A 20,088-nucleotide genomic window follows, 5' to 3' on the forward strand; every position below is an offset into this window, starting at 1 on the left:
ATTTAACAGTACGGCAAGCTTAAACCTTCCCCTCAGGGGAAGGTCAAGCTTCCCTCGAGGGAATATCTCTTTTACTGTTTTGGCGTCTGTTACTCATTCACTTTTTCCGCTGCCGGCAATTGGCTCAATATCCCGGTATTCGCCAGCAAACCTAAGCGCGCGGATTGCCATTCGGCAATAGCCTGAATTCGCTGTTGTTGCGCGTCCGCTAACGCAGACTGGGCATTTAACACTTCGAGAATATCTGCCACATCTTTCTCGTAACGCCGGCGGGAAGAATCGACCCCCGCTTGTGCGGCATCGAGCAGTTGTTGGCTTACGGTCAGCACACCCAGCGCGGTTTTGGCGTCGGCGTAAGCTTTAACCACATCGGTAAGGATTTGGTTGGTCGTGTCTTCAAGCTGTGCTTCGCTCTGTTCAGCTTGTGCCCGTGCTTCGAGAATTTTGTAATGGCGACTGAAGCCATCGAACAGGGGGACCGTAAGCGTCAGGCCAACTTCTTTACTGGTTTCAGTGCTAGACGACAGCCCCTGATTGGGGAAACCGTTGCGCGAGATATGCGCTGTCATATCGATAGTCGGTAAACCATCTGAACGCACCTGGATGATTTTATCTTTATCGGCGAGCCACTTTGCGCGGGCTTGCTGAATTGCAGGGTGGCGAGTTTGCGCCTGTTTAAGCCATTGATTGAGATCGTGAATATCCGCTGGGATCACTGTATCCGGTTGCGCCGGTAAGTGAATGCCGGTAGCGAGATCTATCCCCATCGCCTGTTTAAGCACCGCGAGATTTTTCTGGTAATCACCGCTGGCATGTATAGCGTTGAGCTGCGCTTTTGCCAGTGCGGTTGCGGCCTGCAACGTATCATCCTGGCTCGTTGCTCCTTTCTCCTCGCGCCGTTTTGCCACACTGAGTGTCTGTTGGGCAAGCTCGGCTATTTGCTGGCGGGACTCCATTTCAGCTTCACTGGTCATCGCCTCAAAATAGTCCTGAATCACCGATGCCATCGTTTTTTGCAAGGATGCGTCGTGCCCGGCAATAGCCGCCAGCAGCATCTGATTAGCGGATTCGCGATTGGCTGAGCGGCCACCGAAATCGAATAATCGCCAGTTTAATGAACCGTAATACTGATTACCCAGGCTGGTGGTTGTGGTGCTGGGTTCAAAAGAATTTCCAGGAATGGTGTTGGTGTCTCTGAGTCGGCTGGCGGTAGCACTAATTGTCGGCAAATAAGCGGCTCTGGCTTCACCTACCACGCCGCTTTGCACCTTAATTTCCGCCCAAGTGGCGCGGATTTGTGGGTTATTGCACAAAGCGGTATCGACAGCGTCGTTCAGAGCTAGCGGCTGGCTGAAATCAACTGATGTCGCACAATTTATTCGGCTCTGATCTGGGAGCGTCGCCCCCGCCTGTAATTGGTCGGGGTTGGCCTGAAGTGGATCATCGAGCACATTATTGATCCCCTCACTCCAGGCAGTCGGCAGCACCAGTAAACCCAACAGACAGACAGAGGCTAAATACTTTTTACCGTTCATTCAGGCTCTCATGAGTGTGTTGAATCAGAGGGGAGAGGAAGTACTCAATCACCCGACGGCTACCCGTTTTTATTTCAATTGAGGCGCTCATGCCCGGTCGCAGTGTCGAGGGTTCGCCATCGATAACCATCGTTTTGTGGTCAAGTTTGATATGAATGGCATATTGCGAGTTCTGTGGTTTCTGCGCGTTATCGCTATGGCCAGATGGTGCGCTTTCGGCTGCATTGCTGGTTCCGGCATTCAATGCATCGCGCGAAACATAAGTCACTTCACCCTGCATCATGCCGTATTTGGTGTAGTCAAATGCCTCGATTTTCACGGCGGCATGCTGGCCTTTATGAATAAACCCAATGTCTTTGTTTTCAACGATGGCTTCGATCTCAACCTGATTTTGCTTGGGTACGATGACCATCAACGGCTGGGCGGCTGTTACTACGCCACCCACCGTATGTACCGCTAATTGTTGTACTGTGCCGTCAACGGGGGCGGTGAGCTGAAGTTGAGTTTTATGGGCGTCGGCTCGTTGCACATCCTGATGTGCTTCGGCCTGCTGGCGTAACCCGTCATTGAGCTCATCCTCGGTTTTCTTACGAGTATCTGCGATGAATGAATCACGCTGGTGGCGCGCATCGGCGAGTTTGCCTTCCAGCTCAATTTTGTCCTGCTCTTTTTCCTGCCATGAAGTGACCGACACGTCATGGTTTTCGGCCAGATCTTTATAATTTTGTGCCCGCTCACGAACAATCGGCAATTGCTGGCTGTAACGGGCAATTTCACCATCCAGATCCCGTAGTCTGCTTTCTACGTTCAGCCACTGGCTGGCCAGATGCTGACGGGCATCAGCGACCTTTTCTGGCGTGATGTTCTCTATATCGCTCAGTCCAATAAATTGATGAGCGGTGATGGATGCCAGCAGGGCACGCGAGCGTGCAACCTGCAAGGCAGCGTTATCCTGGCCAACTTCCGCACGCATTTTTTCATGGTCGATGATTTGCGTATCAAGCAGCAGTAGTGGTTCACCGGCATGCACGGTTTGCCCATCGGTAACAAAAATATGTTCAACGCGCGCGGTTTCTACAGAGGCAATAGTTTTGGCGTGACTCGAGGGAATGATTTTCCCGCTGGCGGAAACAATAATGTCGACCTTACCCAATATCGACCACAGCACCAGGAAAACGATTAACACCATAAGCAGGCGTGCCGTCCAGCGAGCAGTTGGTGAAACGGGAGCCAGTTGTAATGCCAGGGCAGCCGGAAGAAATTCCGCTTCGTCTGCTTTCAAAGCCGGTGGCGTGAGTGAGTGGCGCTGCTTCCAGAAAAACGCAAAGTGAGAACGGTAGCGTTTCATCAATTCGCACCAGGCGCTGTAGCGCAGTTTGAGACTCATACGCAGGCCTCTCTTACCGGGCCTTGTTGCAGAGTATATAAATGCGCGTAGATCCCACCGACGTGTTGAACCAGTTCATCATGATGACCGACTTCGGCAATCTCTCCGCGCTCCATCACTACGATGCGGTTGGCTTCACGCACCGCAGAGAGGCGATGCGCAATGATCAATACTGTTCGGCCTTCACAGATACGGCGCATATTATCCTGAATGATTTTTTCGGACTCGTAATCCAGCGCGCTGGTGGCTTCATCAAAAATCAAAATACGTGGGTTTGAGATTAAGGCGCGGGCAATGGCAATACGCTGGCGCTGGCCGCCAGACAAACCAGTGCCGTGCTCGCCGACCATGGTGTCGTAGCCTTCCGGTAACTCACAAATAAACTCATGCGCTCCGGCAAGTTTCGCGGCTTCTATTACTGCTTCAATCGGCAGCGTCGGATTAGTCAGCGCGATATTGGCGCGAATCGAGCGGTTAAACAGGTTGTTTTCTTGCTGCACCACACCAATTTGGTGCCTGAGCGACGTGGTGTTTATCACCGCGAGATCGTGCCCGTCCAGTAGCACGCGGCCACTTGCGGGGATGTATAGCCGCTGTACCAGTTTCGTCAGGGTGCTTTTTCCTGAACCGGATCGCCCGACAATACCAATCACTTCGCCGGGGGTAATCGTCAGGCTCACTTTGCGTAACACTTCAGAAGCGTCCGGGCGATAACGGAAAGTCACCTGGTCGAACTCAATTGCGCCGTTGAGTCGCGGCAACCGTGATTTCTGGTCAACAACCTCAGGGTGAGTATTTAAAATATCGCCAAGGCGGCTCATGGAAATGCCGACCTGCTGAAAATCATTCCATAACTGTGCAAGGCGCAAAATGGGCTGCGACACCTGGCCGGAGAGCATATTGAACGCTACGAGTGCACCTACGGTCAGTTGGTTATCGATAACCAGGCTTGCACCTATCCACATGATAGCGGCGGTCACCAGCTTGCTGATAAGCGTAATACCACCGTTGGCGATGGTCGAGATATTGGTGGCTGAAAGCCCTGAAGTAACATAACCCGCCAGTTGATCATCCCAGTTCTTAACCCAGCGTGGCTCAACGGCCATGGCTTTTACGGTGTCGATATTGCTGATGGTCTCAACGAGGAAGGACTGGTTTTCCGCCGATTTATTGAATTTCTCATTTAGCCGACGGCGCAACACTGGTGTAAACACCAGAGATAAAAAAACATAGAGCGGGATCGATGCAATCACGATAAGTGTCAACTTAACGCTGTAGCTGAACATTACGGCGAGGAAGACGAACGAGAAAAGAATATCGAGTACGACTGTGATGGCATTGCCTGTCAGAAATGAACGGATATTTTCCAACTCTCGCACACGGGCTACCGAATCCCCAACGCGCCGACTCTGGAAATAAGCAATCGGCAGGTTGAGCATATGGCGGAATAGACGTGCACCGAGTTCCACATCAAGCTTGCTGCTGGTATGTGCAAATACCCAAGTGCGAATTCCGCTTAATAAAGCTTCAAAGATATTTGCTGCCACCAGGCCAATGGCAACCACATGCAGGGTTTTCATGGCATGGTTAACCAAAACTTTATCCATCACCACCTGAAAGAAAAGCGGGGTGGCTAAACCGATTAACTGCAACACTAGGGAAATGAGCATGATTTCCCCTAAAATTCGCCGGTATTTAATCAGTGCCGGAATAAACCAGGTGAAATCGAATTTAGCTAATGTTCCGGTGAAATTTACTTTGCTTGCAAAGTAAATAACTTCGCCTGTCCAAATATCGGGCAATTCATCGATGGAAATAAATTCAGGAGGGCAGTTTTCATATTGAATAAGCAAACGAGGCTTGACGACATGATTATCATTCTTACTGCCTGGGTCATATTTCCCAAGGATAAAATAACGCCCGTCACGATTCTGGCCTACGGCCGGTAATGCGGCTTTATCCATTCGGCGTGCATCCTGGCGCACCACCTTTGTTTTAAGCCCTAACTCCTGTGCCGCCAATAAGATTGCTCGTTGGCCAAACACGGGCTGCCCGTCAGGGGATATCTCAAGATGGCCGGCAAATTTATGCTGAAGGTTTATTTTGTCGACAGCGACCTGATGAAAGGCACCGATGACCTGCAAACAGAAAAAACCACTATCCATGGGATACCGCCGACAACAAAAGAGTCATATTTATTAACAAAGTTATTTATAAGAGGGATGTAGAGAATATGCGCGATTAAATATCACAGGCATTCATGGTTGTCAAAATGCCATGATTATTAAAAAATAAGTAAAATTAGACATTTGCGAATTATATTATGCCGCAGGCATGTTGCGAAGTAGTGGGTCACTTGTAACTTTACTGATAAATAAGTATTAGTTATTTAAAGCTCTCACTCATTAATTGGTGACAATCGATCAGAAAAAAACACAAAAATGTTTGTTTTGGTAAGTGCGAGTGAGTGCTTGTAAGTATTGTCTTACTTTGAAATGTCACTATTTAATATATTGCGATGAAATTCCCAGCAAAAATAAAAGCTGCTGGTAATGATGTTGATTGATAATATTTATATGAACTCATCTTTTTCTTTCAATTACTTAAAAGATGCGTACGCCATTAACTTTTAACTACCTGCCTCGATACTTATATTGCAGGTGGCTATTCATTTCTAATAAATATTACCCATTCCGGTAAGAGGTTACGCTGTGCCTGATTCCATACAAAATATCCCCCCCATGCCCGACCTTAATTCAATTGGTTCATGGAGCAAATCTGATTACGAACTGCTGACCGCCGATTTTGTCAGCAAAATGACTGCAGACCAAATTCATGCCATGAATCATACCTCGTGGATGCCAGACGCTGCAGCGGCCGGATTTACACCTGAAATGGTTGCGAGCATTAATATCAGCATGTACTGGTTTGGTGCCGGATGGCTAAATAACCTCAGTACAACGGCAATCCAGGCACTGACTCAAAAACAGATGGGGGAATTCACTCCGACGACTCTTTGCGGCCTGGATGCCAACCATTTATCAGCCTTAAAACCTGAACAGGTCTCGGCGATACAGGCCAGTTTTTACTGGTTTACCGACGCATGGTTGAACAATCTGAGTATCCCGGCATTACAGGCGATAACGGGCACTCAATTGAACGGACTGACGAGTACTAATCTGTCTAAACTCGATAGCGCGCATGCCGCTGCATTGACGGCGACCCAGGTTGCAAGTTGGAGCACAACTTATTATTGGCTCTCTTCAACCTTCTTGAACAATCTTAATACCCAGGCATTCCAGGCCATTACTGCCGCCCACCTTAATGAGATAACGGGTGCGAACTTCGGCGCGTTGGATAAAACTCAAATTGCCAGTATTACCGCTGAAAACCTCCGAGGCCTGAATAACTCTCATCTTTCATCATTATCCGCAGAACAGGTCAGTGCCATTGCACACCTTGATGCCTTAAGCAGTGCACAATTCGGACTGCTAAATATTTCAGGCTTGTCAGTTTCGACGCTTGAAAACCTGGCGGAAAATGAATTCTCCGCACTGACTGCCGGCCAGCTAGATGCGATAAGTAACGAGAAATTTGCCGTACTGAATCTTTCCAGGCTTTCAACATCAACTATTGGCGCAATGAGTAAGGCTGCTTATGAAAAACTGACAGCCGAGCAAATCTCTTCCTTAAGTGCTGCGCAAATAAACGCAATGGGCCATGCTGCCTGGATGCAGGATACTGCTGCTGCCGGTTTCACGTTAGATCAGATAAAGAATTGTACCCAGAACTTTTACTGGTTCTCTCCTGGCTGGTTCAATCACCTGACTAAAGAAGCATTCCAGGCAATCAAACCTGAAAACATGGGCCAGATGTTTCTTGATGCATTTAATGGGCTGAACGCTGAACGTCGTGCTCAATTAACAGCGGCTCAGGTTGGTGGGATTACCTACAACTTTTACTTCTTCTCACCAGAGTGGTTTAACAGTTTAAGTCCGCAGGCAATGAAAGGGATAACTGCCGATCAGCTTGCCCATATTCAGACTGACAATTTTAAGCATTGGGATAATGAGCATCTGACTGCATTAACGGCAGCCCAAGTTGCAGTAGCTCCGCACCTGAATGCTCTGACTAGCGACCAATTTGGCTTGTTAGATATATCCGGGCTCTCAACAGCCTCTATTACGAACCTGACACAAACTGAATATGCCGGGCTGACGCTTAATCAGTTTGCTTCTCTGAGCACCGCACAAATTCAGGCAATGACACATGCACAGTGGCTTCCAACTGCGGTTATAAGCAAACTTACTGCGGAGCAAACTGCGGCTTTGGGTAATCAGCTTGCCCAATTCACTGCCGAGCAAGTTGCAGCAATGAATAATTTGCAGGATTTGAATAGCACTCAGTTCGGTTTGTTAAATATCTCTGGGTTGCCGACTTCTGTTATCGCTAATTTAACCTCAATTGAATATGTAGGACTGACCGCCAAACAAATCGCGGCAATGAGTGCAGAACAAATTAACGCTCTGCAACACGTTGAGTTGTTGCCGGTTGCGGCGATGAGTGGATTTACAGCAGCTCAAATGCCTGCTTTAAGTGATAACGTGCTTGCACATTTAAGTGCGGATCAGGTTGCTGCAATAACTCACTTAAGTGCGCTGAATAGCCAACAGTTTGGACTGTTAAATATCGCCCATCTTTCCGAATCAGCCATTAATAGTTTAAGCAAAACGGAATATGAAGGGTTAACCGCACTTCAGATTTCTACCTTAAGCCCCGCGCAAATCCACGCAATGGCTCATACCTCATGGATGCCTGATGCAACTGCCAGTGCTTTCACACCAGAGCAGGTTCAAAACATTAGTATCGGTATGAATTGGTTCTCGGCGGATTGGTTAAATAATCTGAGCATTGAAGCATTCCAGGCACTGACCCCCACACAGACAAGCCAAATATCTTCTGCAACACTTGCGGCTCTGGATAATGAGCACCTGCACGCATTTACCGCAGAACAAATTGGCGGAATGAATAACTTCGGTGGCCTGAGCAGTGCGCAATTTGGCTTATTAGATCTTTCCAAAATGCAAGCGTCAGTCATTTCAAACTGGAGCCAGACGTTACGTGCAGGGGTTACAGCCCAACAGGTTTCCACATTAAGTAACGAACAGGTCAATGCGTTACAGTCGCTCAATGGTATGTCTGTTTACTCGGCAGCAGGTTTTTCTAAAGACCAAATTCCGCATATTCGTATGAGCTTTTACTATTTCTCATCAGCCTGGTACAACAACCTGACGACCGAAGCATTCCAGGCGATAACACCTGAACAGATGGGGCAGATTTTTCTCGATGCCTTTAATGGAATGGACGCTGAGCGCCGCTCTCAATTAACTGCAGAACAGGTTGGCGGGATAACCTATAACTTTTACTTCTTCTCTTCTGTCTGGTTTAACAGTTTAAATCCGCAGGCGATGAAAGGGATAACTGCCGATCAGTTTACTCATATTCAGGCTGACAATTTTAAGCATTGGGATAATCAGCATCTGGCTGCATTAACGGCAGCACAAGTCGCAGTTGCTCCGCATCTGAATGCACTGACCAGCGATCAGTTTGGGTATTTAGATATTTCCCAGCTTCCCGTTTCAGCCATTTCGCAATTATCTAAAACGGAATATCAGGGGCTGACTGCGCAGCAAATTGCCTCATTAAGTGCGGAGCAAATTCAGTCTTTGCAGCATCTTGGTTGGATCTCTGAGGCAGCGCTTAAAGGTTTCACTGCGAATCAGATGCAAGCCTTTGGTAATGATTTATCCGGGTTTACTGCAGCATTCCTTAACAATCTGAGTGTGGATGCTTTTAATGCACTCACTGCGGCACAGCTTAATAGCCTTAATCCCGTTGCGTTTACAGGAATGGATTATCAACATATCTGGGCATTAGGTCATTTCTCTGAATTGACTGGATTATTATCTTCATTGACGAACGATCAGCTGCTAACTATTTCCCAAATGCTGACTATTGAGCAACAGAGCGTTTTGTCGGAAGAACAGAAGGCGTTGATTAATAAATCTGTGGATACCGGGTTCTCACTGGTTGACAGTGTGCATGACCCGATATTGAAAAATAGTCTGCATAACGCAGTCACCAACGATGCTTCTGTATTTAGTTTTACAACGATTGAATCCGTTCTTAAGGATTTTGCATCCCAATTAACGGGCGATCTTACTGAAAGCCAGTACAACGATATAAAAAATTATGTGCAGCACGTTGGCGAAGTTTGTGGAACTGACTCCGCAGTCTACTCGTTATTAAACGGGTTAATTGGTACCGATGGTGCATCTGTTTACTGGAGTGCTACCGGTGATGGGCAGCGAATTGGCAGCCTGAATGTTGGCTCGTCAGTAACGCAGTTTAACCAGTTAATTTCAACCTGGTTTGATGGCGCGAACGACCCGAAAAACTCTTCATCTGATCATGTTGATGGGCGCCCGGTGTTTGCAAAAGGCGGCCCGACTATTAATGATATCCAGCAGGGGGGAGTAGGGGATTGTTCGCTTCTTTCCGCGCTTCAGGCAGTTGTGGAAACGGCACCTGATTTCATTAAGTCGATGATTGTTCAGAATCCGAATGATACTTACAGTGTTCGTTTCTTTAAAGACGGTGTGCCTCATTGGATCACCGTAGATGGCAATGTTGATGGTAGCGGCACAAGTTCAGCAAACTCAAGTTGGGGGGCGATTATTGAACGCGCAGTCGTTGATTTTGAAGCGACTTATTTGAATGAAGTGAATGACTACTCCAGTCTTCCTGCTGGTTTTGACAAGCTGAAGGAAATCACCGGTGACACCTATACAACATTCAGAGCCTTATATACGACTGAGGAAAAATGGAATACCACAGATTTTGATCTATTGAAAACTGCGGTACTGAATGGTCAACCTGTGCAACTATCCAGTTGGGAGAGCTCAAAAAATGCAGATACCGGGCAAACCAATCTTGTTGGTGGGCACGCATTTGCGATTATCGGTTTTGATGACGTAACGAATGATTTTATTCTTGCCAACCCTTGGGGGGCTTTCCGCAATGACGGTGTTCAAGGGACATTTGAAGCCTCAATGGATCAAATGTGGCAGCACGGAAATTCTAACACGGGCATTGCTATCGTGAACTCAAATGGTGCGTCTGACGCTGCCGGCCAACTCGTTCACGCGATGGCCGCAATGAACACCTCACCTTCGGCAGCGCTCACCACTGCTGCGTTACCAGTCAATGTGAATAACAGCCCTCTTGCTGCATCACATGCCTGATAATTAAACCTTATATCTCCGTCCGTTCAGGATGGAGATATTTAACCCTGTTATTTCAGCGTGTTTATTTTCTTGATTTATACAAATTCCTCGGCGGTACTTGCAAAGTATTAATATTCACCTATGTCATATTAAAATATTTTTAATTTTTCAAAGCATTATGTGAGGAAGTATTAGTTAAGTAATACTTTTTCCTCCATTTACTTCTCAATGCACAGCTATGTACTACTGTTACACAAAGTGTTTCGACAGGTGTTTGTCGTTGTCTTTATGTGTCAGCGAGTTATTACTTATTTTGGCTATGCAGAGACTGCTTATGAATAATATATATCGCTTAGTGTGGAGCCATGTTGCTAACAGTTTTATTGCTGTGGCAGAAATTTCTCGGGCAGGGAAAAAAGGTAGCAGGACTGGGCGAGGTAGCAGAAAGCTATTAGCGACAGCGTTGATGCTTGCCGGGAGCTATTCTGGTGCTGCCAGTGCAGTTGATGTTATCTGGAATGCGGCATACCCAAACTATGCATTACTGCCTCCTTATGATGCCGTGAAAAATACCGGTTATGCATTTTCCATTGATGGCCAGGTACTGCCGAACCATTATGCTGCGGGCACCACCCTGAATGTTATTGGTGCAATACCTAATATCGCCACCGGCACTAACGGCAACAGCACTGGCGTTACGGTGCTTAACGCGCTACCCGGCGGTACCGGCACCGATCCCAACCGCATTATTACGATTGTTTCAACCGACTCGAATGGCACGCCAACGACAATAACGTCCGCGAATATCGGGCAATACACCTATTCACCTTCGCCTGCCGTCCCGCAAGAAAGCAATGAGCTAAACGTCACGGTGCCAGGGCTTGATGGCAGTTATCAGGTGATTACTGTTTATGATTCTTCGAGTTTTATTTCTGCCGCTGATACTCCCGTCAGCGATATGGTATTGCCCGTTTACGACCCCAACTCCATCCGTATCTTTAATGATTTTGGTATTGCTTCCGTTGCCTCAACGGGTGGTCAGGCGAATATTAATGTCGGTTCCAGCGACCCCAATGCCGCTATTGCCGCGGCCGAAAATACCATCGACCTGTTGACCAAAAACTCTGTGCTGGCAAAAGCTGACGGCAGTGGCAGTGCACTGAGCAGCACCGAATGGCGTTCGGATAACTACATCCACTTTCGCCCGGCGATTGTACTGTTAACGGATACACAAAATCTCGAGGCGCAAAGTGCAAAGTATGATTTTTCCATCACGCTGCCCAACTATGAGCAGGTCGGAAATAAGGTCGTACGGCTGCTGGATAAAACCTTCGTTATTAATTCATCCAATGATATCGCCGGGGTTAACGATTTCCTGATTGGTGCGAATGCTTACGCCGGGAAGCCGCAAATCCAGTACTGGCTGACGGCGGGCGCCACCGTGAATGGCGAGGTGATTGATTCTTCCGTTGAGGCGCAAAACACCTACGATGCGATTATTAACGGGATGCTCGCTAAAGAAGAAAACACCAGCATCAACCTGACATATCACGTCTGGGATGACAAAGGCGTTCACACCAACAACGCGACCCTGGCGACCGGGGACTTAAACGTCATTTATGCCACGGGTGCGAACGCATCGGGGCTGGTCACCAACAATGGTAGCCTGGCGGTTGACGGTGCGTCGGCGGTGATGCGTGCCGACAATGGCGCAATTATCACTAACGATGGCGCGATCAACGCCTGGCGTAGTAGCGGCAATAGTCCAGAGTCTGTCGGCATGGTGACGACGGATGCTACTGCGGTGAATAATGGAACGTTAAATGCGGGCCTGTTTATTGAAAAAGACGGCACTAATCAGGATGTTTCAAACGCAGGCAGCGTGGGGATACAGGGCAACGGCAGCAGTACGCTGACCAACAATGGGCACATCAACGCAGCGATTACCGACACTACCACCAACAATGCGGTGGGTATGCGCGCATCAGGAACTACAACCGCGACCAACGCCGCGACGGGGACTATTGCGCTAGTTGGCAATGCCAATAACCTGGAAGGCAAAGCGGGCGGTTACGGGGTCTGGCTTGACCAGAACGCCACATTCACTAACGCCGGTAATATCTACCTTGGCGTGACACCGGTTCTGAGTGCCGCTGCACCAACACCTGTTCCGATGACGGGCGGCGACCTGTCGGCGGGGATTCGCACGCAAAGTGCCGGTGACGTTAACAATACCGGCACCATAACGCTTGAAGAAAATACCCGTAATGCCGCCGGGATCTCCATCGAAGGCGCGACAGGGGCCGTCACTAACTCCGGCACGATTAACGTATTAGGCAAACTGACCAACGGTTCCGCTGCGGCAAACTATGGTCTGAACGTTGTCGATAATACGGGAACCGTGACTCACAGCGGCGCGATTAATGTTGATGGTGACAACAACATTGCCATTAACGTGCTGGCACAAAAAGCAGGCGCTACGGTGACCACTACGGCAGGTAGTGCCATTACGGTTGGTAAGGCGGGTGATACCGGTGGGAGCGATGGTCAACCCTATACCTATCGAAACTACGCGGTATATGCCGAAGGCCTGAATACCCAACATGCCCAGGTTAACCTCAATTCCACGATAAGCTTGCTTTCAGCGGGGGCGATTGGCGTTCATGCGCGTGGTGATGCGCAAATTGATATTAACCCTGCTTCAACGCTCTCTTTCGAAAACGTTAAACAAATGGGTTATTACGCCTGGGGTAATAAGGCGAAGATTAATATAGGTAATGCGGTTATTAATGATAATGGCCAGGCTGACTCTATTTTGTTTGCCGTTGACCACGGCGCGGTATTTGCTGGCGGTACAGGGGCTGCGGCGAGTTATCAGTTAACCGTGTCTGGTGATAACGCCACCGGGATTATTGCCAACGGCGTGGATGAAACAACCGGAACCAAGACTTCACTCACCACTGGGACCGCCAAAATATTTGTGAATGGTGAAAATGCGGTCGGGGTGAAAGTCACTGGAGGCGCGGTCGGCAATATTAGCGATGGCGGCATTGTGTTGCAGCATAACAATACAACCGCCGTGTTGATTGATGGGCGTAATTACAATATCGACGGTACGATTGATACTGACGAATTGCAAACGCTGGTGACATCCAACGCTTCCGTCACAAGCAGCGCTGGGCAAAGCGGGATTGTTGGCTATAACGTTTCCCATGCGGGTGAGTTGAATCTCAGTGGTAACGGTATTTCGTTAAATGGCACCAACAGTACCGGGATCATTTTGCATGACAACGGCAAGGCGACGGTAGCTGCACCGGTGACTGTCTCAGGCACCAATAATATTGGCGTCGATATTCAAAACAATGGCGCACTGACTAACAACAATCTGATTAGTGTCAGCGGTGCGGTGGGCAGCGGGAATGTCGGTGTGCGCGTCGGCGGGGCGAATGCGGTAGTGAACACCCTTGGCAACGTCAATGCCTCTGGCGGACTTGCCGCCGTTCAGCTTATTGGTGCTGGCGCTAACCTGACAGTCAACGGGACGGGTAACCACATAACGGCATCAGGTGGGGCCGATGGTGTGCGGATGGATACCGGAGCGGCATCATTTAGCGCAAGTAATACCGTTATCGACATTTCTGGCAGTGGTGCAGGGATTAATAACAATGCTGACACCTCGAATATCAACCTTAATGGCGTAACTATTAATGCCTCAAATGGCCCGGCGATTCGCACGGCGGTAACGTTTAACGCCGCAGGCACTAACAACACGCTGAATATCTCCGGTAACGGCCAGGGCTTCGCCTTTATGGATGCAAATGGGGCTCCCACAACCGGGAATCTCACCATTGATAATGGTTATACCATCAATGGTACGGGGGCTGGCAGTGTCGGTATTCTGGCAAGAACGGCCGGTAATGTGAGTTCCGGTGCCACTATCAATATGGCGGCGGGGGCGGGGTCTGCGATTGTCGCGACTGATGGCGTATTGGGCTCCAGTCGGACAATTACCAATACTGGCAATATCACAAGTCTTGGTGCAGGTGCTCCCGTGATTGATGCATCGGGACTTGGAAATACGACGGTCAATAACAGCGGTTCACTGCTGGCGGCCAATACCGGCGCGCAGGCGATTTTGACCGGCAGCGGCAATGATACGGTTGCATTAAGCGGTGCGGGAGCCAATACCCGTGGGGAAATCACGCTTGGCAGTGGCAATGACGTATTCAGTTGGACTGCGGGAACCTTTGCAGGTGGTGTCACGTTTACGGCGGCAGATGGCAACGATAGCGCAACTCTTGGTGATGTTTCGCTTGCCAGCGTCACGCATATTTTAAGTGAAGGTGGCACCAATAATGCCTTAACGCTTAACGGCACTCATCAGGGCGCCGCTCCGGCTTTAATCGGCACCTTTAACGCTGATGACCTCACGAAGGGCACCAATGTTGGCACTGGCTGGAGTTCGTTAACCTTAGATGGCGATGCTACCGATGCGCGTGTTGTCGACAACCTGGAGCTCTCCGGTGCGCAGACCATCAACATTAACAATGGCGCGACGTTACGCAGCGGCATAAGTGCTGCCACGCCTGATGATGCCACAATCCATAACTACAATGTCGCCACTTTGGGGGCGACGAGTTTGCTGTCATTTGATGGTGCAAGCGATCAGATTTATACCGGAGTTATCAGTGGCAGCGGTGGCATGGAACGTATCAATGCTGGCAAAACTACGCTGCTTGGCAACAGTACTTACACCGGAAACACTTATATTGGCTCGGGGGCGGAACTGGCATTGGGTAACGGTGGCACCGTAGGTAGCGTGTCTGAAACCACCAATATCACCGATGATGGCATTTTGACGATTGACCGTTCTGACAACATTGCCCTTAACGGTGTGATTTCGGGGATCGGGGCGTTCCATCAAGATGGCCTGGGGATTACGCGCCTCGGTGGTGCCAACGCCTGGAAAGGGGTGACAGAAGTTAATCAAGGCACATTGCTGGTCAACGGTAATCAAAGCCAGGCAACTGGGCTTACCACCGTTCACTCTAACACCACATTAGGCGGCAATGGCACACTTGGTGGTGATGTTGTATTTGAAGACAACACCACGCTGACACCGGGAGATAGCGGCGTCGGCAAGCTGACGATTAATGGCGATTTGACGTTGGCGAGCACCACCAACAGCGAGTTTGAGCTGGGCCAGCCTTATATACCGGGTGGTTCGCTTAACGACTTAGTTGCGGTGGGCGGCGATCTGACTCTTGATGGTGTCGTTAACGTTTCGCTGTCACCTGGTGGCGCTTTTGTTCCTGGTGTCTATCGGCTGTTTAACTACAACGGGCAGTTGACCAATCACATTATGGATATTGGTTCACTGCCGACTAACGATGGCGGAAATTATCGTATTCAGACGGCACTGCCAAATCAGGTAAACCTGATTTTAAATTACCGGAATCCCGCATCCCAATTGCAGTTCTGGGATGGTGGCGCGGTTGTAAACCATGGCACCAATGGTATTGGTGGTAATTCGCAAGTTAATGGTGGGAATGGCGTCTGGCGTGCGAAACGCTTTGGCGATACCAACAACTGGACACAGCAAAATGGGGTTGGCAACGCACCATGGGCGCAAACTGCATTCGCTGTTTTCGCAGGTGATGCGGGTACTGTCACTCTTAGCGACGACAATGGGCGTGTGATTACCTCCGGTATGCAGTTTCTGACAGATGGCTATGTACTGGAGCCGCTTAACCAAATTGCGAAACTGCATTACATCAGCACCGTCACAGATGCATTCAATACTACGGCCCCGACGCCGCAAAACCGTTTCCAGGACGAAGGGGAAACAGCGGCTGATAGTTACTTCGTTATCCGCGTGGGTACGGCAGGCGAGAATACAACGGCGACGATCAATACCGATCTGGTGCAGGACGAGTTAGACGAAGGAGTGGTTCGGATGCTGAAAACCGATCCGGGCCGCTTGATCCTCAATGGAACTAATGATTTCAGCGGCGGCGTGGAGATCTGGGGCGGCACGGTCCAGGTTTCTGAAGACGCAAGCCTTGGCGATCCTGGTACATCGGTGACAATCAGAAATGGTTCGGCGCTACAGGCCGGTGCGGATTTCACTGCTAACCGCAATATTTATCTTGATGGTGCAACTGGCGGTACCTTTGACCTCTACGGTCATACCTTCACTCCAGCAGGGCTGATTGGTGGTGATGGGGCGCTCAAGGTCTACGACACTTCTGGCGGTAGCGACAGTAGCTTCCTCGAAATGAACCGGCAAAATATCTATCAGGGTGATACCAATATTGTCGGTAACAACAATAACGGGCAGTTGACCGTCAATGCCAATACCACTGGTGTATTTGGTCGGGCGGACAGCCAGATTTCTCTGTCCAGTCGTGCGTTATTAAATCTCAATAACTCAGCCTCTGCGCAAGCGCATACCTTTGCAGTCGACAATGCAACTCTGGCGTTTAACGATACTGCGGGAGCAGGGCAAGGCATCATCAAGCTGACAAACGGTGGTCAGGCGACGTTTACCGATGAAAGCCACGGTGATAACGCTAATGTGACCGTTGACGCCAGCTCAACACTCGCGCTGCAAAGCAGTGCAGATGCCGGTTCCGCGACTGTGGCCAACAGCGGCAAGGTTCTTTTTGCCGACAATGCGCAGGGCGCAGGGGCGGTGATTTCAAACCTTGCGGGTGGTTTAGTGGATATCAGCGCTGCTTTGGCGAGCACATCAGTGGGTTCCCTATCAGGTGCGGGTAACGTTGCATTAGGTGCTGCAACTCTGATTGAAGGTGCGTTAGGGCGCAATGACACTATCAGTGGAATCATCGACGGGGCTGGAAGCCTGGTGAAAACGGGAACGGGCACCCTGAATCTCACCGCCAATAACTCCTGGACCGGCAGTACCACCGCACAGCAAGGCGTGTTGTTGATCAACGGTAATCAAGTGGCTGCGACGGGTAAAACCACCGTCAATAATGGCGCAACACTCGGTGGTGCTGGCGTGTTGGGTGGCAGCGTAGTTGTTGATGACGGCGGGCACCTGGCCGCAGGACAGGACCTTTCAAGCGTTGGTGTGCTGACGATGGGCCCATTAACACTCAACCAAAATTCCCAAGTCGACTTCCAGTTCGGACAGCCTTACACCGTTGGCGGCGCGCTTAACGATCTGATCAACATCAATGGCGATCTCAACCTTAACGGCAAACTGAATATCACGCAGACTCCGGGCGGTAGCTTTGATGTCGGGGTTTATCGTGTCTTCAATTATACCGGCGCGTTGACCGACAATATTCTGGATATCGGCTCCGCACCTCCGGCAGCAGACGATCTCTATGTTCAAACCTCAATTGCAGGCCAGGTCAATCTGGTTAACCGCACCGGCTATGTGATGCGCTTCTGGGATGGATTCGGCGGTACGGGTGGAGCGCTGAAAAACAACGGCGAGATCGACGGCGGCAACGGTATCTGGCAAAGCGGCAGCGGTAATGACAACTGGACGACAGACGTCACTACCCCGGACGGACGTTTTAATACACCGTTTAGCGATGGTTCATTCGCGGTATTTGGCGGCACTGCGGGTAATGTCACGATAGATACAAGCCTGGGCGAAGTCGCAATTAGCGGCGCGCAGTTTGCCACCGACGGTTACGTCGTTGGCGGTGATAACCTCACCACGCATACCGCCAATACCGTGATTCGCGTAGGTGATGGCACCGCGCCGAGCGCGGGCTACACCGCGACTATCAACTCGATCATCGACGGCGAAGGGGGCATCAACAAAGCCGATCTCGGCACCTTGATTCTCAATGGTAATAACCAATACCAGGGAGGAACGCAGGTGAGCGGCGGCGTGTTGCAGGTTTCTTCTGACAGCAACCTAGGCGCTGCGGGAACCGGAATTGGCCTGAGTGGCGGCACATTGCGCTACGGAGCCGCTTTTGATACGGCACGCCAGGTAACGCTTTCTGGCGTCGGCGGGGCTATCGATACCAACGGCAACTCGGTTTCGCTGTTAAGTGCAGTAACCGGCAATGGCAACTTCACCAAGCTGGGTAAAGGCACTTTGACGCTCACCCAGGACAGCAGTTTTGCAGGACTTACCACCATTAGTGATGGTGTGCTGCAATTGGGCAACGGTGGAACGGCAGGAAATGTTGGCGGCAATATTGTCGATAACGCCACTCTTGCGATTAACCGGGCCGACACCTTCACTGTAAACGGCGATATCTCCGGCAGCGGGCGAGTCTGGCAGCAAGGTAGTGGCACCACTATTCTCAACGGTAGCAATACCTGGAGCGGGATTACTCTTGTCGAAAAAGGGACTTTGCTTGCGTCGGGCGAGAACCGCTTCAGCCAGAAATCCAGCCATATTGTCAGCAGTGGGGCCACTCTGGATACAGGCGGCTACAGCCAGTCGGTCGCCAATCTGGTTAACCAGGGAACCATTAATCTGCGTGGCGGCGATGTGGGTTCAACACTCACGGTGAATGGTAACTATGTGGGTGTCGATGGCACGTTGAAAATCGCTGCGCAACAGCACAGCCCAGGTGTTGCTGACCGTCTGGTTATCAATGGTGGCACCGCTTCTGGCAGCACGCTTTTGGATATTGATGTTAGCCAGTTGGGTGAGCCCACTACGGGTGATGGTATTTTGGTTGTTGACGCCATTAATGGCGCAACCACCACCGCACAGACCACTAAAGATGCCTTTAACATCGGCGGCGATATCCTGACTGCCGGAGCATGGGAATACCAATTGTTTGCCGGAAATGCTCAGGGAGCGGGTGAGGACTGGTTCTTGCGCGCGGGCTATCGTCCGGATGTTCCAGGGTTTGATACGCTGGCCGCGATCATCCGCCAGGCTGATCTTACGGTGCTCGGCACACTTCACCAGCGTGTGGGCGATGAACAACCGTACAAGGCCGATGTGCCTGAAGATCAGGAAGGGCGTTTCTGGGCGCGTTACATCGTGAAGTCGGTCGATCAGAAACATGATGACCCAACTCAATCGCAAAGTAGCACCAACTACAATGGCATGCAGATGGGGCTTGATCTCTGGCAGAACGATAAGTGGCGTGCGGGTTTGTACACCACCTTTATGGATACCGATAGCTCAATCAGTGGCATAACCGGGATGAGTGGCGGCGACGCGTATAACTCTACTTTCTCGTCTTACCTTGGTGGCTACGGAACCTGGACTGATACCAACGGCTTGTATGTCGATAATGTTTTGCAGTACGGATACCACTCGGTTGATTTGAAGAATATGTATGACCGTGAGACTTACAATCCTGATGGCAACTCATTTACGGCATCTGTCGAAGTGGGTAAACCGTGGCAACTGGGTGACAGTAACTGGCTGATTGAACCGCAGGCGCAACTTATCTACCAATATAGTGATTTTGATGACGTAACACTCAAGGATCGTGGCAAAACCAAAGTCTCGGTTAATGCTGACGGTTCTGTCATTGGTCGCCTCGGGGTTCGCCTTGCGGCGGATTACGACACTAACTACGGCAAAGTGAAACCGTATGTTCGCGTCAACTACTGGCAGGAACTTTCTGATGGGCAGGACACCGTGACCTGGAAGAATACGGCGAATAACGCCGCAGCAACGGATATCAATGCCAACCAGCGCTTCCAGACTACCGAAGTCGCCGTCGGCACCACATGGGCAGTGACTGCGGATGTGCAGGGCTATACTGAAATCGGGAAAACATGGGATGGCGGTGGTGATACTTCCGTGTCATCTGATGTATCAGCGTCGGTGGGTATGAAGATCCGCTTCTGACTATCCCCGTCCCCCTTCGAGCCGCAGGTGTGTTAGCTGCGTGAGTTTACCCCAGTCACTTACTTT

Annotated in this window: 5 protein-coding genes; 2 read left to right on the top strand and 3 right to left on the bottom strand. The window is 50.1% G+C overall.

Annotated features, from left to right (window positions below; all coding sequences use genetic code 11):
• Window positions 1-89: 89 nt before the first annotated feature.
• The 3 genes from GC128_RS13840 to GC128_RS13850 are packed head-to-tail and all read right to left on the bottom strand — an operon-like array spanning window position 90 to window position 5,087.
• Window positions 90-1,535 carry a TolC family protein gene (locus GC128_RS13840; RefSeq protein WP_151994791.1) on the bottom strand — a complete coding sequence of 482 codons (1,446 nt, stop codon included), beginning with the start codon at window positions 1,533-1,535 and terminating at the stop codon, window positions 90-92.
• On the bottom strand, window positions 1,525-2,922 hold the full coding sequence (locus GC128_RS13845) for an HlyD family type I secretion periplasmic adaptor subunit (protein WP_151994792.1): 1,398 nt from the start codon (window positions 2,920-2,922) through the stop codon (window positions 1,525-1,527). The genes GC128_RS13840 and GC128_RS13845 overlap by 11 nt, the downstream gene beginning before the upstream one ends.
• Window positions 2,919-5,087, bottom strand: a complete 2,169-nt coding sequence (locus GC128_RS13850; protein ID WP_151994793.1) for a type I secretion system permease/ATPase — start codon at window positions 5,085-5,087, stop codon at window positions 2,919-2,921. The genes GC128_RS13845 and GC128_RS13850 overlap by 4 nt, the downstream gene beginning before the upstream one ends.
• A gap of 576 nt (window positions 5,088-5,663) precedes the next feature.
• Here GC128_RS13850 and GC128_RS13855 point away from each other — a divergent pair.
• Together GC128_RS13855 and GC128_RS13860 are read left to right on the top strand one after the other, a co-directional pair.
• Entirely contained in the window at window positions 5,664-10,226 is a 4,563-nt protein-coding gene (locus GC128_RS13855; protein ID WP_151994794.1) for a C2 family cysteine protease, read from the top strand.
• Between the two features lie 316 nt (window positions 10,227-10,542).
• Entirely contained in the window at window positions 10,543-20,022 is a 9,480-nt protein-coding gene (locus tag GC128_RS13860; RefSeq protein ID WP_151994795.1) for an autotransporter outer membrane beta-barrel domain-containing protein, read from the top strand.
• Window positions 20,023-20,088: the final 66 nt, after the last annotated feature.

The sequence above is a fragment of the Buttiauxella massiliensis genome (genome assembly GCF_902500225.1).
In the GTDB taxonomy this organism is placed as follows: Bacteria; Pseudomonadota; Gammaproteobacteria; order Enterobacterales; family Enterobacteriaceae; genus Buttiauxella; species Buttiauxella massiliensis.